Origin of the sequence: Halofilum ochraceum (genome assembly GCF_001614315.2) — a bacterium.
Classification (GTDB): Bacteria; Pseudomonadota; Gammaproteobacteria; order XJ16; family Halofilaceae; genus Halofilum; species Halofilum ochraceum.
Genome location: NZ_LVEG02000004.1, coordinates 243,764 through 264,900, shown reverse-complemented (window position 1 = coordinate 264,900; position 21,137 = coordinate 243,764). Strand labels below are relative to the sequence as shown.

Sequence of the window (21,137 nt, the reverse complement as noted above, 5' to 3'; positions counted from 1 at the left end):
CGGCGTACCGCGATCAGGAGCGTCCGAGACGGCTGCGCGCGGCGGTCCGCAGACGCAGTGCATTGAGCCGTATAAAGCCCTCGGCATCCTTCTGATCGTACGCCCCACGGTCATCCTCGAAACTGGCGACAGCGGCGTCGAACAGGCTGTCGCTGACCGACTGGCGCCCGACCACACTGACCGCGCCCTTGTAGAGCTTGAGACGCACGCGGCCATTGACGTGCCATTGCGAGCGGTCGATCAGCGCCTGCAGCATCTCGCGCTCCGGCGCCCACCAGTAGCCGTTGTAGACCAATTCGGCGTAGCGGGGCATCAATTCGTCCTTCAGATGCGCCGCCTCGCGGTCGAGGGTAATGGACTCGATCGCGCGATGCGCCTTGAGCAGGATCGTCCCGCCAGGCGTTTCGTAGCAGCCGCGCGACTTCATGCCCACGTAGCGGTTCTCGACGATGTCGAGGCGGCCGATGCCGTGCGCGCCGCCGACTCGGTTGAGTTCGGAGAGAACGCCAGCGGGAGACAGACGTTCGCCGTCGATCGCAACCGCATCGCCGCCCTCAAAATCGATCTCGACATACTGCGGCTGGTCAGGCGCCATCTCGGGCGAGACTGACCATAACCACATCTCTTCCTCGGGTTCGGCCGCGGGATCCTCCAGAATGCCGCCCTCATAGGAGATATGCAGCAGATTCGCGTCCATGGAGTACGGCGAGCCGCCGTCCTTCTTTTTCTCAATGGGGATGCCATGGGATTCGGCGTAGGCTAGCAGGCGCTCGCGCGAGTTCAGATCCCACTCGCGCCATGGGGCGATCACGTGGACGTCCGGTGACAGGGCGTAGGCACCCAGTTCAAAGCGCACCTGGTCATTGCCCTTGCCGGTGGCGCCGTGGGAAATCGCGTCGGCCCCGGTCTCACGCGCGATCTCTACCAGACGCTTCGCGATCAGCGGCCGCGCGATCGAGGTCCCGAGCAGGTATTCCCCTTCATAGATCGCGTTGGCCCGGAACATCGGGAACACGAAATCCGCGGCGAACTCCTCGCGCAGATCCTCGATATAGATCTTTTTCACGCCCAGGGCCTCGGCCTTGGCGCGCGCGGGTTCGACCTCTTCTCCCTGCCCCAGGTCGGCGGTGAACGTGATGACCTCGCAGCCGTATTCTTCCTCCAGCCACTTGAGGATCACCGAGGTATCCAGCCCCCCGGAGTAGGCCAGCACGGCCTTTCGAATCTGCCCCATCTTGTCTTGCTCCCGCTGTCCGCGACCCAAAAGCCGGCATTCTACTACAGACCGCCGGCCTGCCGATCCCCACCCCTGCGCGCCGCGCGCCGCCACCCGTGCCGTTCACGGTGGCCGGATACCGTGCAGGGACGGCAAGGCGTCAAGTAGCCACCCCGCGGGGGCGCGTGGCACAATCCATTCCGTTGCGCGTTGCACGGCCGGGAGCCGCCCGCGCGCCGGCTGGCGGATCGACGCATCCCCGGCCCCGAGCCTGCCGCTTACGAGGTACATCATGGCCGAAGAAAACGACATCGATCCGCAGGAAACCCGCGAATGGCTCGACTCGCTCGATACGCTGATCGAGGCCGATGGCGGCGAGCGCGCTCACTTCCTGCTGGAGCGCCTGATCGATGAATCGCGGCGCGCGGGGATCAACATCCCGTTCTCCCCGCGGACCGGCTACGTCAACACGATCCCGCAGCACCGCGAAGAGCGCAGCCCCGGCGACCACGATCTCGAATGGAAACTGCGCTCCTACATCCGCTGGAACGCCACGGCGATGGTGGTGCGCGCGAACAAGAAGAGCGAGGGCATCGGCGGCCACATCGCGAGCTTCGCGTCCGCGGCCACGCTATACGACGTCGGGTTCAACCATTTCTTCCGGGCGCCGAGTCACTCGCACGGCGGCGATCTGGTCATGATTCAGGGCCATTCCGCCCCCGGCATCTACGCGCGCGCATACCTCGAAGGCCGGCTCAACACCGACCAGCTCGATGAGTTCCGGCACGAAGTCGACGGCAAAGGGCTGTCGTCGTATCCCCACCCGTGGCTGATGCCCGATTTCTGGCAGTTCCCGACCGTGTCGATGGGCCTGTCACCGATGATGGGCATCTACCAGGCGCGGTTCATGAAATACATGAACGACCGCGAACTGTCCGCCGCCCAGGACCGCAAGGTCTGGGTATTCATGGGCGACGGCGAGGTCGACGAACCCGAATCGCTGGGCGCGATCTCGCTCGCCGGGCGCGAAAAGCTCGACAACCTCGTCTACGTGGTGAACTGCAACCTGCAGCGCCTCGACGGCCCCGTGCGCGGCAACGGCAAGATCATTCAGGAGCTGGAGGCGATCTTCCGGGGCGCGGGCTGGAACGTGATCAAGGTCGTCTGGGGCTCCTACTGGGACCCGCTGCTGGCCAAGGACAGCGACGGGCTGCTGCGCCAGCGCATGGACGAGGCCGTCGACGGCGAGTACCAGACCTTCAAGTCGAAGGACGGCGCGTACGTACGCGAGAACTTCTTCGGCAAGTACGAAAAACTCAAGGAGATGGTGTCGAACATGTCCGACGAGGACGTGTGGCGCCTCAACCGTGGCGGCCACGATCCGCATAAGGTCTATGCCGCCTACGCCGCTGCTACCAAACACACCGGCCAGCCGACGGTCATCCTCGCCAAGACCGTGAAGGGCTACGGCATGGGCGAGGCCGGCGAAGGCCAGATGACCGCCCACCAGCAGAAGAAGATGGACGCCGATGAGCTGGTAAAACTGCGTGACCGGTTCCGTATCCCGATCAGTGAGGAAGCGGCGCGCAACGCCGAGTACTTCCACCCGGGCGACGATAGCGAGGAAATCCAGTACATGCAGGAGCGCCGCAAGGCGCTCGGCGGCTACCTGCCGCAACGCAAGACGCTGGCGGCTCCGCTCAAGGTACCGACGCTAGACACCTTCAAGCCCCTGCTGGAATCCAGCGGCGACCGCGACATGTCGACCACGATGGGCTTCGTGCGCGGGCTTACGCTGCTCACGCGCGACAAGAAGATCGGCCCCAACATCGTTCCGATCGTGCCCGACGAGGCGCGCACCTTCGGCATGGACGGCATGTTCCGCCAGCTCGGCATCTATTCGCCGGTCGGGCAGCTGTACACGCCGGAGGACGCCGGCTCGATCATGTATTACCGCGAGGACAAGAAGGGCCAGATCCTCGAGGAAGGCATCAACGAGGCGGGTGCCCTGTGCGACTGGCTCGCCGCGGCGACGGCGTACTCCACGCACGGGACCAACATGATCCCGTTCTATATCTATTACTCGATGTTCGGGTACCAGCGCGTCGGCGACTTCATGTGGGCCGCCGGCGATCAGCAGGCACGCGGCTTCCTGCTCGGCGGCACCGCCGGGCGCACGACGCTCAACGGCGAAGGCCTGCAGCACGAGGACGGGCAGAGCCAGCTCACGATGACGGTGATCCCGAACTGCGTGAGCTACGACCCGACCTTCAACTACGAACTCGCCGTGATTATCCAGGACGGCCTGCGCCGGATGTACCAGGAGCAGGAGAGCGTTTTCTACTACATCACGGTGATGAACGAGAACTACCATCACCCGGCCATGCCCGAAGGCGTCGAGGAGGGTATCCGCAAGGGTCTGTACCAGTTCGACTCGGTGAAGCCGAAGGGGAACAAAAAGCACCCCGAGGTGCAGCTGACGGGCAGCGGCACCATTTTCCGCGAGGTCATCGAGGCCGCCGAGCTGCTGCGCGATGACTGGGGCGTGGCCAGCACCCTGTGGTCCGCGACCAGCTTCAGCGAACTGCGCCGCGACGGCCTCGACTGCGACCGCTGGAACATGCTGCACCCGGGGCGCAAACAGCGCACGAGCTGGGTCCAGCAGTGTCTCGGCGCCTCCGATGCCCCGGTGGTCGCATCGACCGACTATATGAAAGCGGTACCGGATCAGATCCGCCCGTTCATCAACAACCGCTTCCGGGTTCTCGGCACCGACGGCTATGGCCGCAGCGACACGCGCGAGGCGTTGCGCAGCTTCTTCGAAGTCGATCGCTACTGGGTCACGGTCGCCGCGCTGAAGGCACTGGCCGACGAAGGCACGGTCGAGGCCAAACGCGTCACCGAGGCCATCAAGAAGTACGGCATCGACCCGGAAAAACCGAATCCGTTGACCGTGTAGGCTCCACCGGGGATCTGGAACCACGAATGAACACGAATGAACACGAATATTTCGTGGACCGCTTTCAACGCCGTGGCGCTACGCGGATAGGCGCGCACGATAATGCAAAGCATGGCAGCGAAGCTCCATCGCGCGTTCGAGTGACACGGGAACCGTTCGTGTTCATTCGTGGTTCCCGAAGTTGACCTTCGTGACGGCGGCCCCGGGCGCCTGAAGATCGGATACAGACTATGAGCCAGACCAAGGACATTCCCGTACCGGACATCGGCGATTTCGACGAGGTCGAGATCATCGAGGTGCTCGTCTCGCCGGGTGACACCATCGAGGCCGAGGACTCCATGATCACGCTGGAATCCGACAAGGCCTCGATGGAGATCCCCTCGCCCGAGGGCGGCACCGTCAAGGAAGTGAAGGTGGAGGTCGGTCAAAAGGTCAAGGAAGGCGACACCATCCTGACGCTCGAGCCCAGTGACGAAGGCGGGGCCGACGATCAGGCAGAGGAGTCGGATTCCGGCGACGAGAAACAGGCCGCCGAGGATGAAGCCGAGGGGGGAAAGGCTGACGAGGCGACCGGCGCATCCACGGCCGACAAGGAGAAGTCCGGCCAGAAGGAAGAAGGGGCATCCAGAGACACGGCCCCGGCCGGGGAAGAGCCGACCGAGCCGCCCAAACCCGGCGGCCGCGAGCGGAGTTCACCGACCGCTCACATCGAGCAGGAAAAACACTTGAAGGCCCACGCCTCCCCCGGGGTCCGCCGGTTCGCACGCGAACTCGGCGTGGACCTCACGCAGGTGACCGGGTCGGGCCGCAAGGGGCGCGTTCTCAAAGAGGACGTAAAGGCTCACGTGAAACAGGCGATGGAGGCACCAGCCGCCGCCGGTGGCGGGCTCGGCGTGCCACCGATGCCGGAGATCGATTTCAGCGAGTTCGGCGAGATCGAGACGAAACCGCTGACGAAGATCAACAAACTCACCGGCCAGAACCTGCACCGCAACTGGGTCACGGTTCCTCACGTTACGCAGTTCGACAAAGCGGACATCACCGATCTCGAGGCCTTCCGCAAGGAGCTCAACGCCGAGAACAAGGACAGCGGCGTAAAGATCACGCTGGTCTCGTTCCTGATCAAGGCCATGGTATCGGCCCTGCGCGAGTTCCCGCGCTTCAACAGTTCGCTCGACCCGGCCGGCGAGAACCTCATTTTCAAGAAATACTTCCACGTCGGTATCGCCGTCGATACCCCCGACGGACTGGTCGTGCCGGTACTGCGCGACGTCGACCGCAAGAGCCTGAACGACCTCGCCCGCGAACTGATGGACATCAGCCAGAAGGCGCGTGACAAGAAGCTGAGCCCGAAACAGATGAAGGGCGGCTGCATTTCCATCTCGAGTCTCGGCGGCGTCGGCGGCACGGCGTTCACGCCGATCGTCAACGCCCCGGAGGTCGCGATCCTCGGTGCGTCGAAGGCGACCACGGAGCCGGTCTGGAACGGCAAGGAATTCGTCCCGCGCCTGATGCTGCCGCTATCGCTGTCCTACGACCATCGCGTCATCGACGGCGCAGAGGCCGCCCGCTTCACCACCTACGTCGGCCGCCTCCTCTCGGACACGCGGCGGATGTTGCTGTAAAACCCTGGAACCACGAATGAACACGAATGGACACGAATGGTTCCGGGGCACCGCTCAGCGCCTTGGCGCTTCGCGGACGTGCCGGGACAGCCTTTGGACGCACAGCAGCGCAGCTCCACCACGCGCTCGGCTGCCACTGACCCCATTCGTGTCCATTCGTGTTCATTCGTGGTTCTCGCCTTTGACCTTCCCCCGGGCGGCAGAAAACGCCTGAAGATCGGATACAGACCATGAGCCAGACCAAGGATATTCCCGTACCGGACATCGGCGATTTCGATGAGGTCGAGATCATCGAGGTGCTTGTCTCGCCCGGCGATTCGATCGCCGCCGAGGACTCGATGATCACGCTCGAGTCGGACAAGGCCTCCATGGAGATCCCCGCGCCGGAAGGCGGGACGGTCAAAGAGGTCAAGGTATCGGTCGGACAGAAGGTGAAAGAAGGCGACGTCATCCTCACGCTCGAGGCCGAGGAAGGCGAGAAAACGTCGGACGCGGGTGAGTCCGGATCGGACGCACAGGAGGCCTCGGAGCCCGCGGAGAAAGACGAAAGCGGGAAGACACAGGAGAAGGAAGCGTCCGCGAAGAAAGAAGCGCCAGCCCCGAAGGCGGCTCCATCGGACACGGACATCCAGTGCCAGGTGCTGGTGCTCGGCTCCGGGCCGGGTGGCTATACCGCGGCCTTCCGCACGGCCGATCTGGGCCTGGAGGTGGTGCTGGTCGAGCGCTACGACGCGCTTGGCGGCGTCTGTCTGAACGTCGGCTGCATCCCGTCCAAGGCCTACCTGCACACTGCCGAGGTCATCACCGGCGCCGAACGCGCCGCCGAACACGGTGTCGAGTTCGGCAAGCCGAAGATCGACACCAAGAAACTATCGGGCTGGAAGGACAAGGTCGTTGGCAAGCTCACCGGTGGCCTCAAGTCCATGGCAAAGCAGCGCGGCGTGACCGTCGTGCACGGCGATGGCAGTTTCACCTCGCCGAACAGCGTTGCCGTCGAAACGAAGGACGGCACGAAGACGGTCGGGTTCGAGCGCGCGATCATCGCCGCGGGATCGCAGTCGGTGAAGATCCCGTCCCTGCCCTGGGATGACGAGCGCGTGATGACCTCGACCGGCGCGCTGGAACTCGACGAGATTCCGAAACGCCTGCTGGTGATCGGTGGCGGCATCATCGGTCTGGAAATGGCCTGCGTCTACGATGCGCTCGGCTCGAAGGTCACGGTGTGCGAGATGGCGGACGGCCTGATGCCCGGCACGGACCGCGACCTCGTGAAGGTCCTCGAGAAACGGATCAAGTCGCGGTACGAGAACATCTACACGAAATCGAAGGTCGCCAAGGCCGATGCCCAAAAACAGGGCATCAAGGTGCACTTCGAGGGTGATAAGGCGCCGGAGACGGACGTGTTCGATCGCGTACTCGTCTCGGTTGGCCGCACACCGAACGGCCACAACATCGGCGCCGACAACGCCGGCGTCACGGTCGATGAGCGTGGATTCATCGCGGTCGACGAACGCCAGCGCACCAACGTCGATCACATCCACGCCATTGGCGACATCGTCGGCCAGCCGATGCTCGCCCACAAGGCGACGCACGAGGGCAAGGTCGCCGCCGAGGTCTGCGCCGGTCACAAGTCCGGCTTCGACGCCCGCACCATCCCGTCGGTCGCCTACACCGATCCGGAAGTCGCATGGATGGGGCTGACCGAGACCGAGGCGAAAGAGAAAGGCATCCAGTATGAGAAGGCCAGCTTCCCGTGGGCGGCCTCCGGCCGCGCGCTGGGCATGGGCCGCGAGGACGGCGTGACCAAGCTGCTCTACGACCCGGACACGCAACGCATCCTCGGCGCCGGCATCGCCGGCCCGCATGCGGGCGACCTGATCGCCGAGGCGACGCTGGCGCTCGAGATGGGCGCGGACATCGAGGATGTCTCGCTGACGATCCATCCGCATCCGACACTCTCGGAGACCGTCGCCTTCGCGGCCGAGATCGGCGAAGGCACGATCACGGATCTGTACCTGCCGAAGAAGAAATGACCCGGAGGCCTCCGCTGCGCTCAGGGGCCTGCCGGATCCGTGATTGATCCCGCAAAGCTCCCCTGAGCGGCGGAGCGCATGCGCGGCCCTGATTCGTCGGGTATCGCTGGCGCTCAACCCAACCTGTGATCCAGCGACACGCAGATGAGGTTGAGCGCCAGCGATACCGGACACGCGAGAGGCCACCGCCGACGACCACCCCCTCGCATTGCTACACTCGGACCGCACACGCAGCGAAGCACTCCCGGAGGCATCGTGGCGACACCGAAATTCGGTATCGGTCAGATCATCCATCACCGTAAGTTCGACTATCGCGGCGTCATCGTCGACGTGGACGCGGAGTACAGCGGTTCCGAGGAGTGGTACGAGCTGATGGCCCGAAGCCGCCCTCCCAAGGATGCGCCCTGGTATCACGTACTGGTCGATGGCGGCATGCATTCAACCTACGTGGCCGAGCGACACCTGGAAACGGATCCGACTGGCAAACAGGTCGAGCATCCCGCCCTCGGAGAATTCTTCGACCGCTTCGAGGACGGGCGCTACATCATGCGCCGCAGGCACTGATCGCAGTCGGCGCCGTCACCTGGCGGCACGCCTGGATTCAGTGCAGCAGTCCAATCGAACGCCATAAAGGAAGGCGTGCATTTCCCGTCTCGTGGACCATTGCAGTAGGATGGGCCAGCCGATCGCGGCCGCAGAGCCCATCACGGCCCTGGCACGAGCGGGAAACATCGGGCGGAATCGAGCGGGCACCGCACCTGCTCGGGCCATGCGGGGCCGGCCGCGGAGATCGGCGATTCAAGGGGGAGATAACCGATGGCCTCGGTTCGAGACCGTCTCACGGTGCCAACCGGCGCCACGGACACCATGGCACGAAGCGATAATGAGATCCGCGCGCGCGTGCGGGCGTATTTCTCCATGCTCGAGGGCGAGTTGCGCGGACGTAACCATCGCCACCGGGTATTCGCGCGCGACAATGGAAGCGGCGATAACGGCGACACGGAAACCGCCTTCCGGCAAATCGCGGCGGTGCTGGTCGAACAGGGGTTGCCCTTCCACAGTGCATACCGACCGGTGCCGCACTTCCCGGCGCCTATGCGCGATGCGGTCGCCTCCTATCTCCGCAATCACCCGGAACTGCTGCGCCTGATGGAAGCGGACGTCGACGAGCCTGCCGGCATGGTGCCTGATCTCGGTGGCCGCGGGCTTGAAGAAATCGCCAGCCGAGCACCGGAGCCTGGCGATATCCCGGAGATCGGCGCCGACAGTGCGACCGGCACCGCGATCTCCGGCATCGACTTCCTCGCCCGCGAGCAGCGCAATCACTCGCTCGCCTGGGCCGGCGAGCTGTTCGTGGTTCAGTATGAGGTCGCGCGCCTGCACGAGGCCGGTGCCGGTGTCTATGCCGACGCGATTGAGCATGTATCGGCGGAACAGGGTGCGGGCGGCGGTTTCGACATTCATTCGTACGATGCCGACGGCCGCGATCGATACATCAAGGTCAAGACCACGCGCTATCGGCGCGAGACCCCGTTTTTCGTGACCGCCAACGAGATCGCGATGGCGGCGACGCACCGCGAGCACTTCTGGCTCTACCGCGTATTCGGCTTCCGTGAGTTTCCGCGGCTTTACGGCGTCAATGGCTCACTGCACGACCGTTTCCGCCTGGAGGCCACCGCATACCGGGCCACGCCGCGCTGAGCAGCGGGTGCCCGCCGCGCTGCGGCCACATGCCATGAATGGGCCGGGCAAACGGCGCACGGCAGCGACAGCCTTCACGGCAGATGGGATACGCGAATGCGGAGAAAAGCGGGCAGGGAGTAAGTGGTGGCGATGGCTGGACTTGAACCAGCGACACCAGCATTATGAATGCTGTGCTCTAACCGACTGAGCTACATCGCCACGACAGGCGCGAGATTCTGGCGTCAGGTCGCCGGACTGTCAAGACTCCGGCCGGGCATTCCCGGTCTCCCGCCGTCGTAGGCCGTCTTTCGCCGAAGGCGACCGCCGGCGGTCCGCAGTGCCGCGTACCCATGCTTCGGGCGTGACGCCGGCTGGCTCCCTTCGGTCGCAAGCCGGCCTACCTTCAAGGCACCTCGCCCCGAGAAACTTCTTCGGGGTTGGCCGTATTGCCTCAGACGTTGAAACGGAAGTGGCAGACGTCACCCTCGTGCATGACGTACTGCTTACCCTCAAGACGCCAGCGGCCGGCGTCCTTCGCCCCCTGCTCGCCGCCGTGGGTGACGAAGTCGTCGAACGCGGTCACTTCGGCGCGGATAAAGCCGCGCTGCATATCGGAGTGGATTTCGCCGGCGGCCTGCGGTGCAGTCGCGCCTTTCGCCACCGTCCACGCCTTGACCTCCTTGGGTCCGCAGGTGAAAAAGGTCTGCAGACCGAGCAGATCGTAGCCACCGCGGATCACGCGGTTGAGGCCGGGTTCATCCAGGCCCAGCTCGCCGAGGAATTCCGCCTGCTCTTCGGGCTCGAGCTGCGCCAGTTCGGCCTCGATCTTCGCGCACACCGGGACGACGATCGCGCCCTCGTTCGCGGCCGTCGCACGGACCGCTTCCAGCTTCGGGTTGTCCTCGAAACCGCCCTCGTCGACGTTGGCGATATACATCACCGGCTTGGCGGTGATCAGGTGCAGTTCCCGGAAGTTGCCCCGCTGGTCGTCCGGCACCTCGAACGTCCGCGCGGGTTCGCCGGCGTCGACGTGGGCCTTGAGATCCTCCAGGAACCGATGCCGCGCGATGGCCGACTTGTCCTGCGAGCGCGCGGCCTTCGCGGCGCGCTCCACCGCGCGCGCCAGGGTGTCCATATCGGCGAGGAGCAGCTCCGTGGCGATGGTCTCGATATCGCTCACCGGATCCACCCGCCCGCTGACGTGGATCACGTCATCGTCCTCGAAGCAGCGCACGACCTGGACCACGGCGTCGGTCTCGCGGATGTTCGCGAGGAACTGATTGCCGAGCCCCTCGCCCTTCGAGGCCCCCGCGACGAGGCCGGCGATGTCGACGAATTCGATCGTCGTCGGGATGACCTCCTGCGGCTTCGCGATCGCCGCGAGCTGATCGAGGCGTGGGTCGGGCACCGCGACGATGCCGACGTTCGGATCGATCGTGCAGAAGGGATAGTTCTCGGCGGCGATACCGTTCGCCGTGAGCGCATTGAACAGCGTCGACTTGCCGACGTTCGGCAGGCCGACGATGCCGCACTTGAAACCCATGTGGTTACTCCGTCAGGGAGGATCAGCCGCGCACGTGGAGCGCGTTCATGGCCGCTTCGACGTCGCCATCGACGAACAGGCGATCGGTCTCATCCACCACGCGCTCGATGGCATCCTCGATGGCACGCCGTTCGTCCGGCGATGGCCGCGTCAGCACGTAGTCGATGACACCGCCGCGGTCGCCGGGGTGCCCCACGCCGATCCGCAGCCGCCAGTAATCACGCGAGCCCAGATGCCCGTCGATATCGCGCAGGCCGTTGTGGCCACCATGGCCACCACCGTACTTCAGGCGCACCGTGCCGGCGGGCAGATCCATGTCGTCGTGGGCGACCAGTACATCGGCCGCCGCGAGTTTGTGGAACCGGGCCACTGCAGCGACCGAGCGGCCGCTGTGGTTCATCAGGGTCGAGGGTTTGAGCAGACGCAGATCACGACCGCCGACAGCGGCTTTCGCGAGTTCGCCCTGGGCCTTGCGGTCGGACCGGAAGGCCGCCCTCAGTCGATCCGCCAGGGCATCCGCATACCAGAACCCGGCGTTGTGCCGGGTCCCGGCGTAGCGTGCGCCGACGTTGCCGAGCCCGGCCACGAGCCGGAACGTCGCACGCGCGCCTGCCACGGTAAGCGTCCCGGGTCCGGCCGGACCGGCCCCGGATCAGCCCTCTTCCGATTCGGAGTCGCCCGACTTCTTGCCGGATTCCTCGCCGGACTCGTCGCCGGAGGCTTCTTCGCCCTCGCCCGCTTCTTCGCCGGCCTCGGCCGCTTCCTCGCCTTCCGGCTCCTCGACCTCGAGGTCTTCCTCGGTGGTCACGCGCGGCATATGGCAGGAGACGATGCCCCGGTCATATTCCTCGCCATGGTCGAGATCGACCAGGCGCACGCCCTCGGGCAGCTGGATATCCGACATGTGCAGGGTATCGCCCACGTCCAGATTGGCGAGATCGACCTCGATGTACTCGGGCAGATGCTTCGGCAGACAGCCCACCAGCACCTCGGATTCGAGATGGCTGATCTCGCCGCCGTTCATGCGGACACCGACGGACTCTTCCTCGTTCATGTAGTGCAGCGGGACGCGGACCTGCAGTTCCTGGTCGGCGACGATGCGCTGGAAGTCCATATGGCCGATCAGCGGCTTGAACGGATGCCGCTGGAGATCACGCACGATGGCCTGCTGCTTCTGCTTGCCGTCGATCTCGAGCGTGATGATGTGGGAGAAGAACGCTTCGAACTGGAGCTTGCGCCAGACCTCGTTGTGATTGAGCGTCAGGGACTGCGCGTCCTTGCCGCCACCATAAACCACAGCCGGGACTTTTTTCTCGCGACGCAGGCGGCGGCTCGCACCTTTCCCCACGTCCTCGCGAGACTGCGCCTCCAGCGTGAACTCGATGTCACCACTCATGGCAGTACTCTCTCTACGTTACGTGAAAAACCGCGCCCTTCCCCCATGGAAGAGCCGGTCGCCGCCACCGCGACCAGTGACGACTGTTGGAAAATCCTGTTTCAACCGTTCGGGGCCGGCTGCCGGCTGGCTCCCTTCGGTCGCAAGCCGGCCTACGGACGTCGGCAAACCAGCCCGTCCGCTGTTTACGTCAGTCGACGTACAGCGAGGACACCGACTCCTCGCGATGTACGCGGCGGAGGGTCTCCGCGAGCAGCTCGGCCACGCCGAGCTGCCGGATTCTCGGGCTCGCGGCCGCTGCTTCGCTCAGCGGGATCGTATCGGTAACGACCAGCTCGTCGATCGTCGAGTTGTCGATGCGCTCGACCGCCGGCCCCGACAGGACCGGATGGGTCGCGTACGCGACGACGGCGCGCGCACCGTGCTCCTTGAGCGCTTTCGCGGCCTGACACAGCGTGCCGGCGGTATCGACCAGGTCATCGATAATGATGCAGGTGCGATCGCGCACGTCACCGATGATGTGCATGACCTCGGACTCGTTCGCGCGCGGCCGCCGTTTGTCGATGATCGCCAGATCCGAATCGTCGAGGCGCTTGGCCACCGCCCGCGCCCGGACCACGCCGCCGACGTCCGGTGAGACGACCACGATGTTCGGGTGCTTCTGGCGCCAGATATCGCCCAGCAGCAGTGGCGACGCGTAGACGTTGTCCACCGGGATATCGAAAAACCCCTGGATCTGGTCCGCGTGCAGATCGACGGTCAGCAACCGATCGATGCCGGCCGTGCAGAGTATGTTCGCGACCACCTTCGCACTGACCGGCACCCGCTGGTGCCGGATGCGCCGGTCCTGGCGGGAGTAACCGAAATACGGCACCACCGCCGTGATCCGCTCGACCGAGGCGCGCCGCAGCGCATCGCACAGGAGCAGAATCTCCATCATGTTGTCGTTGGTCGGCTGGCAGGTGGACTGGACGATGAATGCGTCCTTCCCCCGTACGTTTTCCAGCACCTCGACGGTTGTCTCACCGTCGCTGAAACTCCCGACATTGGCCTTGCCCAGCGGGAGGTTCAGATGCTCACAGACAGACTGGGCGAGATCCGGGTTCGCGTTCCCGGCAAACACCATCATGGACGATTCGGACACGGGCGGGCCTTCCGGCTTGCGAAGAATCTGGTCTTGGCAGCCGCGCTCCGGTTGAACCGGATCTCACGCGACCGTCGTCGTGCGACTGTCTGTTACGGGCCGCGCCGACCCCGTCGGCGCGGCCCTCGAATCTGGCTGGGCCGGCAGGATGGCGCGGCCCCTAAATTTGGCTGGGCCGGCAGGATTCGAACCTGCGCATCACGGGATCAAAACCCGTTGCCTTACCGCTTGGCTACGGCCCAGTTGTCCGGTTGTTCAGCGTTCCTGTTCGGCCAGCGCGGTCATCCGGGTCGCCAGCCTCGATCTGTTGCTGCCGCGGGCGGCGAAACCATACCAGCCCGCCGGCAGGCGCTCGCGGGCGCGGCGGGCCTCCGACTCGCTGCCCCAGGCGCCGAAGACGCTGGCGCCGGTCCCCGTCAACCGCGGCGTGACGCCCTGCGCCGACAGCCAGTCGAACGCTTCGGCCACCTCAGGGTACCGACTCCGCACCGGCAACTCGAACACATTCGAGCCGCCGCGCGCGAGAAAGTCGCGCATTGTCATCGGAGGACAATCGCGTGTCAATTCGGGCGCCCCGAACAGGGCACCGGTCGACACCTCCACGGGCGGCACGATCACCAGATACCAGGGCTCGCGCGGCTCGGCCGGTTCCAGTTCCTCGCCGATCCCTTCCGCCCAGGCGGCCCGGCCGTGGACGAAGACCGGCACGTCGGCGCCGAGGCCGAGACCGATATCAGCCAGCTCCATCGGCGACAACCCGGCCCCCCAGAGCCGATTGAGCGCCACCAGCGTCGTTGCGGCGTCGGAACTTCCGCCGCCCAGACCACTACCCGCCGGGATCTGCTTGGTGATCCAGATGTCCGCGCCCGTCGCGATCCCCGCGACCGCCTGCAGGGCCAGTGCGGCACGGACGGCCAGATCGCCCTCCGGCGCGACCGCGTCCAGCCCGCTCAACCGCTGCACGGCGCCGTCGGCGCGCGCGCGGAAGGCGAGCGAATCGCCATGATCGAGGAACTGGAACAGCGTCTGCAGCTCGTGATAGCCGCCGCTGCGCTGCCCGGTGATATGGAGGAACAGATTCAGCTTCGCGGGCGCGGGCCAACCGCAGCTCCAGCGCCCCCGCTCCCATCGCGTATCGGCCTGCGACATGCCTCAGTCACCCATCAGCGGTACGGTCGAACCGGCCTCCGACGGGGATTCGTTACCGGCCTCCGGCACCCACTGATCGATCGCGACCCGGATTTCGGTACCGGCCTCGGCCCGGGAGGCGACCAGGGTCGCGGGCAGATCCAGCTCGCCGACCTGGCGGTACCGGCGGTATTCGATACGCCAGCCGCGCCAGTCCAGGGCGGTGATGCGGCCGAAACGGTCCAGGTCGTAATCGGCATCGGCGCCGGGAAGTCCGACCAGCCACTGGCGCAGACCGGCCACGGGGATATCCCAGCCATAGAGTTCGTCCAGCAGGCGGCCGGCGTCGGATCCTGCGTAGCGCTGACCGTCCCCGGTGGTCAAAACCGCCCCAGCGCCATCCACCATCAGACGCCCTCCCCCCTGACCAAGCGGGCCCTCCAGGCGGAGACGGAACCGGTCCTCGCCCTCTTCGATCCAGACGAAGTTCGCATTGCCGGCATCATCCCGGGTCTGCACCGCAAGGCGTCCTTCGGCACGCCAGCCGGACAGCGCCTCCAGTCGCTCCCGGTGGTCGGCCCACGCGGCTTCGCGATCCCCGGGGACGGAGCGTGGCCCGGTCGCGCAGGCGGTGATCAGCGCGGCGCCCAAAAACAGTACGCCGATCCTGCAGGCGCAGCGCGTCATGGGTCGAGGCGCTCAACGGTCTCCTTGAGCACATCGCTGCCATTATCCAGTCCACGGCCCTCGTCCCAGACGGCGCGCGCCTCTTCGCGGGCACCGGTGGCCCAGAGGACCTCGCCCAGATGGGCCGCGATCTCGGCGTCGCGACTTCGATCCCATGCCGAGCGCAGGTATTGGAGCGCCTCGCGCGGCTGTCCCAGGCGGTAGAGCACCCAGCCCATACTGTCGAGCGTCGCGGCGTCCTCGGGGTTCTGCTCCAGCGCCCGCTCGATCATGGTGCGGGCCTCCTGCAGCTGCATATCGCGATCGGCCAGCATGTACCCGAGCGCATTCAAGGCGCGGGCATTGTCCGGTTCCAGGTCCAGGATATGGCGCAGATCCGAACGGGCCAGCTCGAACCGGTCCATCTCCGCGGCCATCAACGCGCGGTTGTAGCGCAGCTCGATCGAATCCGGGCGGCCCTCGACGGCATTGCCCATGATGTTCAGGGCCTGATCGGGATTGCCCGCGATCCGTTCGACGCGCGCCCGGGTCAGGGTAATCCGCGTGCTCGGCTGGTCGTCGCGGTAGCGCGACGCGAGCCGCTCCAGATGGAGCCTCGCCTCATCGACCCGATCGACCTCGGCCATGCAGACGGCCGCCCGCAACTCGGCATCGAAGCGATGATCGCCCCGGCCGACCTTGATGTAGTGGCGCAGCGCGCCGGTGCAGTCCCCATCCTGCTCTGCGATCCGGCCGAGGTAGTAATGCGCGGAGGCGGTGCGGGCGTCCATGGCCACCAGACGCTGCAGATAGATTTTCGCGTCGTCCCACGCCTGGACCTGCATGGCCAGCAGCCCGAGTGAGTACACGGCCGAGGCATGATCACCGAAGCGCTCGAAGGTTCGCTGCATGGCGCGGATCGCCGCCTCATTGCGTTCCGCTTCCACGAGCAGGCGCACATAGCCGAGGGCGAGCTCGCGATCGCCGGGCGCATCTTCGACCGCCGCCTCAAGGCCGGTGAACGCCTCCTCGGTGCGGTCGCGCTCGATCAGAATCCGGGCGCGCAGGATCAGCGCCCGGGTACGGGCGGGGTCGAGGTCAAGCGCGCGCTCCACGGCGGCCAGCGCGCGGGCCCCCTCACCGGCGCGATGCGCGAGATCGGCGACCATCTCGTAGGCGATCGCACGGTCGGGGTACTCGTCGGCGAGCATGGAGGCGGCCGGCAGCGCGGCGCCGGGGCGCTCGGTGCCGTCGAACAGGGCCGCGACCTCGCGCAGACCGGCGTCGGCGCCGCCTTCGGTCAGCGCGATCACCCGCCGCAGATGGACAAGGGCCTCATCGGCATTGCCCTCGCGCAGATGCAGCCTGGCGAGCATCGCATGCGCCTCGCGGCTGTCCGGTGCGAGTTCGGCCCAGCGGCGGCCGGCTTCGAGTGCCGCGTCCATGCGCCCCGCGTACACGGCCAACCGCGCGGCCCGTTCGGCGATGCGGGGATCGCTCTCGGCACGCGCGGCCTCCAGATAACCCTGAAGGGCGAGATTGACGTCGCCGCGCCGCCCGGCGAAATCGGCCACGAGCAGGCGATACAGGCTGTCTCCGTGCAGGCCGCGCGGGCGCGATTCACTGCGCGCCTCGTCCTCGGCAGCCGCCGTCTCGGCCGTATCCTCGTCCGGCACTTGTTCGTCGCGCTCCGGCGCAGTCGTCGACTGCTCCTCCGGCTGCGCCTCCTCCACGGCTGTGCCCCCATCCGGCGCGGTCGCACAGGCCGCGAGCAACAGGAACGGGAGCAGCGATACCGCTTTCAGGCTGGACAGGATTCGCACCATGGAAGTCATCCGATGTCATTGCCACGCCGCGAAATGCGACGTCTGGTTGTCACTGCGTGGCCAATGGACGAGAATCGCGTGTTTGTCGCGTTCCCCATACTCGATGCCCCTTCTTGTCATTGGCCTGAATCATACGACCGCGCCGGTCGAGATCCGCGAGCACGTCGTGTTCGAGCCTAGCGGGCTGGAGCAGGCGCTGGGCGGCCTCATGGCGCTTGGCGGTGTCGAAGAGGCGGCAATCGTCTCGACCTGCAATCGTACAGAACTCTATTGTGCGCTGGACAGCCCGGACGCCGACAGCCAACCGATTATCGACTGGTTCCATGGCTGGCATGGCGCCGATCCGGGGGCCGTGACACCGTGCCTCTATGAGCGCCGCGGTGGCGATGCCGTCCGCCATATCCTGCGGGTCGCCTCCGGTCTCGATTCGATGATCCTCGGCGAACCCCAGATCGCGGGCCAGCTGAAGGACGCCTGGCGGGCCGCCGCGACCCACGACACCATCGGCACCGAACTCGGCAAACTGTTCCAGCACGCGTTCGCCGTCGCCAAGGAGGTTCGCACGGAGACGGCGATCGGAGCCAGTCCGGTGTCGGTCGCTTTCGCGGCGACGACCCTCGCCCGCCAGATCTTCGGTGACCTCTCGTCGCTGCGGGCGCTGCTGATCGGGGCGGGAGATACCATCGATCTGGCGGGCCGCCATCTCCACAGCGCGGGCCTGAAGCGCCTGACCGTGGCCAACCGCGACGCCCAGCGCGCGATTCAGCTGGCCGAGTCGTTCGGCGGCGAGGGCATCGGGCTGGCACAGATCCCCGATGTCCTGCATGAGGCCGACATCGTGATCTCCTCCACCGCGAGTACGCTGCCGATCCTCGGCAAGGGCGCGGTGGAACAGGCGCTCAAACGCCGGCGCCACCGCCCGATCTTCATGGTCGATATCGCCGTTCCCCGCGACATCGAGCCCGAGATCGGCCGTCTCAGCGACGTATTCCTGTATACCGTCGACGACCTCCGCGGGGTGATCGAGGAAAACATGGCGGCGCGCCGGGCCGCGGCCTCCGAGGCCGAAGACATCATCAAACGCAAGGTTGAGACCTTTCTCGCGTGGCAACGTTCACTGGATGCCGTGGGGACCATCCGCAACTACCGCGAGCAGGCCGACCAGGTCCGCGAACGCACGCTCGCGCAGGCCCGGCGGATGCTGGAGCGCGGGGACGATCCCGAAGAGGCGCTGGCGTTTCTGGCGCGCACCCTGACCCGTCGCCTGATCCATGACCCGACGGTCGGTCTGCGGCGCGCCGGCCGCGAGGAACGCACCGAGGTGATCGACGCGGCGCGCGAACTGCTCGGCCTGGACGGAGATTCGTCATGAGGGAATCGATCCGCAATCGCCTGCAGCAGGTGTGTGAGCGGCATGAGGAGATCGAACGCCTGCTCGCCGACCCGTCGGTGATCGAGGACAATGCCCGCTTCCGCGAACTGTCGCAGGAATACGCGTGGACCGCTGACCTGGTCACGCAGTTCGCTGCCTGGCGCTCGGCCCACGAGCAGCTCGAGTCCGCCCGGGAGATGCTCGCCGCCGAGAGTGACGATGACATGCGCGCGATGGCCTCCGAGGAGATCGAGACGGCCGAGCAGCGCATCGAGGAACTGGAAAACGCCCTTCAGCGGCTGCTCGTGCCGAAGGACCCGCGCGATCAGGCCGATGTCTATCTCGAGATCCGCGCCGGCACCGGCGGCGACGAGGCCGCGCTGTTCGCCGGGGATCTGTACCGGATGTACCTGCGCTACGCCGAGCGCAAGGGCTGGACGGTCGAGATCCTGTCGGCCCACGAGGGCGAGCACGGCGGTTACAAGGAACTGATCGCGAAACTCTCCGGGCGCGCCGTTTTCTCGCATCTCAAGTTCGAATCCGGCGCCCACCGCGTGCAGCGCGTCCCCGAGACCGAGTCACAGGGACGCATCCATACCTCGGCGGCGACGGTCGCCGTACTGCCGGTCCCGGAGGCGGTCGAGGAGGTCGAGATCGATCCGAAGGATCTGCGCGTCGACACCTTCCGCGCCGCCGGCGCCGGCGGCCAGCACGTCAACAAGACGGACTCCGCGGTGCGCATGACCCATCTGCCGACCGGTATCGTCGTCGAATGCCAGGACGAACGTTCGCAGCACAAGAACCGGGCCAAGGCACTCGCCTTTCTGCAGGCACGCCTGACGGCCGACAAGGAAGCCCAACAGGCCGCTGAACAGGAGACCGAGCGCCGGCTGCAGGTCGGCTCCGGCGACCGTTCCGAGCGCATCCGCACCTACAATTTTCCGCAGGGCCGGATCACCGATCACCGGGTAAACCTGACGCTCTACCGGATCGAGGACGTGCTCGCCGGCGATCTGGACCTCGTCATCGAGCCGCTGTGGGGCGAACACCAGGCGGATCAGCTCGCGAGCATGGGCGACTCATGACCCGGGTAGACGAAGCACTGGCCGCGGCCCGCGACCGCCTTGCCGCTTTCCCCAGCGCGCGGCTCGATGCGGAACTGCTCCTGGCGGACACCCTCGGCCGGCCGCGCACGTGGCTGCACGCCTGGCCGGAAGTGGAACTCCAGCCGAGCGTGACCGAGGGTTTCGATCAGCGCATCGCGCGGCGCGCCGCGGGTGAGCCGATCGCGTACCTGCTGGGCGAACGCGAATTCTGGTCGCTGACGTTCACGGTCTCACCGGACGTGCTGATCCCGCGCCCGGAGACCGAGCATCTGGTCCGTGCGGCACTCGATCATCTGCGCACCAGCGCGAACCCTGAACCCAACGTGCTCGACCTCGGCACCGGCAGTGGCTGCGTGGCCGTGGCGCTGGCGCACGAGCGCCCGGATGCCCGGGTGACCGCCGTGGACGCCGCCGGCCCCGCGCTGGCGCTGGCCCGGGACAACGCCGCCCGCCACGGCGTCGTCAATGTCGAATTCCTTGAAGGCGACTGGTTCGCGCCCCTGGGTGACCGTCGTTTCGACGTGATCGTGTCCAATCCGCCGTATATCGCCACCGGCGATCCGCATCTCGCTGAAGGCGATATCCGGTTCGAACCGGTCGCCTCACTTGATGGCGGACCCGATGGCCTGGACGCCCTGCGCGAGATCGCCACCGGGGCGCCGCACCACCTTGCTCCGGGCGGACTCGTAGCCGTGGAGCATGGTATGCACCAAGGCGACGCGGTCACGGCGCTATTCGCCAATGAGGGGCTGACGGCTATCGAGACGCAAAGCGACAGCGCCGGTCTGGCGCGGGTTACCCTGGCCAGGGCGCCGCGATAGGAACGGGTTTGCACCGCCTGACGGCCAGTTTTGACCCGACGACCCGCCGTTTCCCCATCCGTAGGTCGGGTTTTAACCCGACACTCCCAGTCTTGCCCCATCTGTAGGTCGGGTTTTAACCCGACACTCCCGGTCTTGCCCCATCCGTAGGTCGGGTTTTAACCCGACATGCTGCGTGTCGGGGCGTTACACCGATCCTTTCAGCCCGCGTGGCACGGCTTGGGTGTGTTCCCATTCGGATACGTGGTTCGGGTTTCGCCCGCTTATCGCGGGCGAGTTCCTTTCTCTTGCACGAAAAGAGAGAAACCAAAGAAAGCGTGCCCGAACGAGATCGCCCCACCCCCGTGCTCGGCGACCTCGAAGGGGAGAGGAAGTCAGAACACCCCTGGCCCCACGGTGCGCACGCAAAATTCACCGGCGGGCACAGGGCCAGCGATCGCGAGCAAGCTCGCTCCTACATGAATCCTGCCACCGCCGGGCCAATACGACTGTAGGAGCGAGCTTGCTCGCGATGAAGAATGCACGGCATATACCGACCCGATGCGCATCATGAAGCCCAACGCGGAGCGGCCTTGGTCGAGAACCGTTATCGGCCTTTCTTTGCATTCCCTTGGCGCCG

The 21,137-nt window shown here is 66.1% G+C and carries 16 protein-coding genes and 2 tRNA genes; 8 read left to right on the top strand and 10 right to left on the bottom strand.

The window, feature by feature from the left end:
* Positions 1–13: 13 nt before the first annotated feature.
* Entirely contained in the window at positions 14–1,234 is a 1,221-nt protein-coding gene (locus tag A0W70_RS05310; protein ID WP_067561194.1) for an argininosuccinate synthase, read from the bottom strand.
* Between the two features lie 274 nt (positions 1,235–1,508).
* Here A0W70_RS05310 and aceE point away from each other — a divergent pair, with 274 nt between their 5' ends.
* From aceE to A0W70_RS05285, 5 genes are all read left to right on the top strand, one after another.
* Positions 1,509–4,175, top strand: a complete 2,667-nt coding sequence (gene aceE, locus A0W70_RS05305; protein WP_067561192.1) for a pyruvate dehydrogenase (acetyl-transferring), homodimeric type — start codon at positions 1,509–1,511, stop codon at positions 4,173–4,175.
* 230 nt (positions 4,176–4,405) lie between these two features.
* The gene (locus A0W70_RS05300; protein ID WP_067561190.1) at positions 4,406–5,800 is read left to right on the top strand and encodes a dihydrolipoyllysine-residue acetyltransferase; all 1,395 of its coding nucleotides are present in this window, start codon (positions 4,406–4,408) and stop codon (positions 5,798–5,800) included.
* A 230-nt stretch (positions 5,801–6,030) separates the two neighbouring features.
* Complete coding sequence (gene lpdA, locus A0W70_RS05295; RefSeq protein WP_067561188.1) at positions 6,031–7,833, top strand: dihydrolipoyl dehydrogenase; 1,803 nt, start codon at positions 6,031–6,033, stop codon at positions 7,831–7,833.
* A gap of 252 nt (positions 7,834–8,085) precedes the next feature.
* A complete protein-coding gene (hspQ, locus tag A0W70_RS05290) occupies positions 8,086–8,397 on the top strand; it encodes a heat shock protein HspQ (protein WP_067561631.1) in 312 nt (103 codons plus the stop codon).
* 252 nt (positions 8,398–8,649) lie between these two features.
* On the top strand, positions 8,650–9,534 hold the full coding sequence (locus tag A0W70_RS05285; RefSeq protein WP_067561186.1) for a protein NO VEIN domain-containing protein: 885 nt from the start codon (positions 8,650–8,652) through the stop codon (positions 9,532–9,534).
* A 124-nt stretch (positions 9,535–9,658) separates the two neighbouring features.
* On the opposite strand, the gene A0W70_RS05280 is transcribed toward A0W70_RS05285, so the two are convergent.
* From A0W70_RS05280 to A0W70_RS05240, 9 genes are all read right to left on the bottom strand, one after another.
* Positions 9,659–9,735: transfer RNA gene (locus A0W70_RS05280), tRNA-Met, on the bottom strand.
* Between the two features lie 232 nt (positions 9,736–9,967).
* Entirely contained in the window at positions 9,968–11,059 is a 1,092-nt protein-coding gene (gene ychF / locus A0W70_RS05275) for a redox-regulated ATPase YchF (protein ID WP_067561184.1), read from the bottom strand.
* 22 nt (positions 11,060–11,081) lie between these two features.
* A complete protein-coding gene (pth, locus tag A0W70_RS05270) occupies positions 11,082–11,675 on the bottom strand; it encodes an aminoacyl-tRNA hydrolase (RefSeq protein WP_067561183.1) in 594 nt (197 codons plus the stop codon).
* Between the two features lie 36 nt (positions 11,676–11,711).
* Positions 11,712–12,455, bottom strand: a complete 744-nt coding sequence (locus A0W70_RS05265; protein WP_070988372.1) for a 50S ribosomal protein L25/general stress protein Ctc — start codon at positions 12,453–12,455, stop codon at positions 11,712–11,714.
* A gap of 190 nt (positions 12,456–12,645) precedes the next feature.
* Positions 12,646–13,584 carry a ribose-phosphate diphosphokinase gene (locus A0W70_RS05260; protein WP_067561181.1) on the bottom strand — a complete coding sequence of 313 codons (939 nt, stop codon included), beginning with the start codon at positions 13,582–13,584 and terminating at the stop codon, positions 12,646–12,648.
* 182 nt (positions 13,585–13,766) lie between these two features.
* A tRNA-Gln gene (locus A0W70_RS05255) sits at positions 13,767–13,841 on the bottom strand.
* 13 nt (positions 13,842–13,854) lie between these two features.
* On the bottom strand, positions 13,855–14,748 hold the full coding sequence (ispE, locus tag A0W70_RS05250; protein ID WP_067561178.1) for a 4-(cytidine 5'-diphospho)-2-C-methyl-D-erythritol kinase: 894 nt from the start codon (positions 14,746–14,748) through the stop codon (positions 13,855–13,857).
* Between the two features lie 3 nt (positions 14,749–14,751).
* Positions 14,752–15,414 (bottom strand): lipoprotein insertase outer membrane protein LolB, encoded by a 663-nt coding sequence (lolB, locus tag A0W70_RS05245; protein WP_067561176.1) that lies wholly within the window; start codon positions 15,412–15,414, stop codon positions 14,752–14,754.
* The gene (locus A0W70_RS05240; RefSeq protein WP_067561174.1) at positions 15,411–17,219 is read right to left on the bottom strand and encodes a tetratricopeptide repeat protein; all 1,809 of its coding nucleotides are present in this window, start codon (positions 17,217–17,219) and stop codon (positions 15,411–15,413) included. Before A0W70_RS05240 ends, lolB begins: the two co-directional genes overlap by 4 nt.
* An 82-nt stretch (positions 17,220–17,301) precedes the next feature.
* Between A0W70_RS05240 and hemA the strand changes: the two genes are divergently transcribed.
* From hemA to prmC, 3 genes are read left to right on the top strand one after another with little or no spacing between them, the layout of a single operon-like run.
* A complete protein-coding gene (hemA, locus tag A0W70_RS05235) occupies positions 17,302–18,591 on the top strand; it encodes a glutamyl-tRNA reductase (RefSeq protein ID WP_342670073.1) in 1,290 nt (429 codons plus the stop codon).
* Positions 18,588–19,676: a peptide chain release factor 1 gene (gene prfA, locus A0W70_RS05230; protein ID WP_067561170.1), complete on the top strand. Its 1,089-nt coding sequence runs from the start codon at positions 18,588–18,590 to the stop codon at positions 19,674–19,676. Before hemA ends, prfA begins: the two co-directional genes overlap by 4 nt.
* Entirely contained in the window at positions 19,673–20,518 is an 846-nt protein-coding gene (prmC, locus tag A0W70_RS05225; protein WP_067561168.1) for a peptide chain release factor N(5)-glutamine methyltransferase, read from the top strand. The genes prfA and prmC overlap by 4 nt, the downstream gene beginning before the upstream one ends.
* Positions 20,519–21,137 lie beyond the last annotated feature (619 nt).

Excerpts from the sequence above, each read along its gene's own strand:
- A0W70_RS05300 (WP_067561190.1), top strand. The coding sequence starts at position 4,406 with ATGAGCCAGACCAAGGACATTCCCGTACCGGACATCGGCGATTTCGAC.
- A0W70_RS05285 (WP_067561186.1), top strand. The coding sequence starts at position 8,650 with ATGGCCTCGGTTCGAGACCGTCTCACGGTGCCAACCGGCGCCACGGAC.
- A0W70_RS05310 (WP_067561194.1), bottom strand. The coding sequence starts at position 1,234 with ATGGGGCAGATTCGAAAGGCCGTGCTGGCCTACTCCGGGGGGCTGGAT.
- prmC (WP_067561168.1), top strand. The coding sequence starts at position 19,673 with ATGACCCGGGTAGACGAAGCACTGGCCGCGGCCCGCGACCGCCTTGCC.
- A0W70_RS05240 (WP_067561174.1), bottom strand. The coding sequence starts at position 17,219 with ATGGTGCGAATCCTGTCCAGCCTGAAAGCGGTATCGCTGCTCCCGTTC.
- A0W70_RS05265 (WP_070988372.1), bottom strand. The coding sequence starts at position 12,455 with ATGAGTGGTGACATCGAGTTCACGCTGGAGGCGCAGTCTCGCGAGGAC.
- ispE (WP_067561178.1), bottom strand. The coding sequence starts at position 14,748 with ATGTCGCAGGCCGATACGCGATGGGAGCGGGGGCGCTGGAGCTGCGGT.
- lpdA (WP_067561188.1), top strand. The coding sequence starts at position 6,031 with ATGAGCCAGACCAAGGATATTCCCGTACCGGACATCGGCGATTTCGAT.
- ychF (WP_067561184.1), bottom strand. The coding sequence starts at position 11,059 with ATGGGTTTCAAGTGCGGCATCGTCGGCCTGCCGAACGTCGGCAAGTCG.
- prfA (WP_067561170.1), top strand. The coding sequence starts at position 18,588 with ATGAGGGAATCGATCCGCAATCGCCTGCAGCAGGTGTGTGAGCGGCAT.
- A0W70_RS05260 (WP_067561181.1), bottom strand. The coding sequence starts at position 13,584 with ATGATGGTGTTTGCCGGGAACGCGAACCCGGATCTCGCCCAGTCTGTC.
- aceE (WP_067561192.1), top strand. The coding sequence starts at position 1,509 with ATGGCCGAAGAAAACGACATCGATCCGCAGGAAACCCGCGAATGGCTC.
- lolB (WP_067561176.1), bottom strand. The coding sequence starts at position 15,414 with ATGACGCGCTGCGCCTGCAGGATCGGCGTACTGTTTTTGGGCGCCGCG.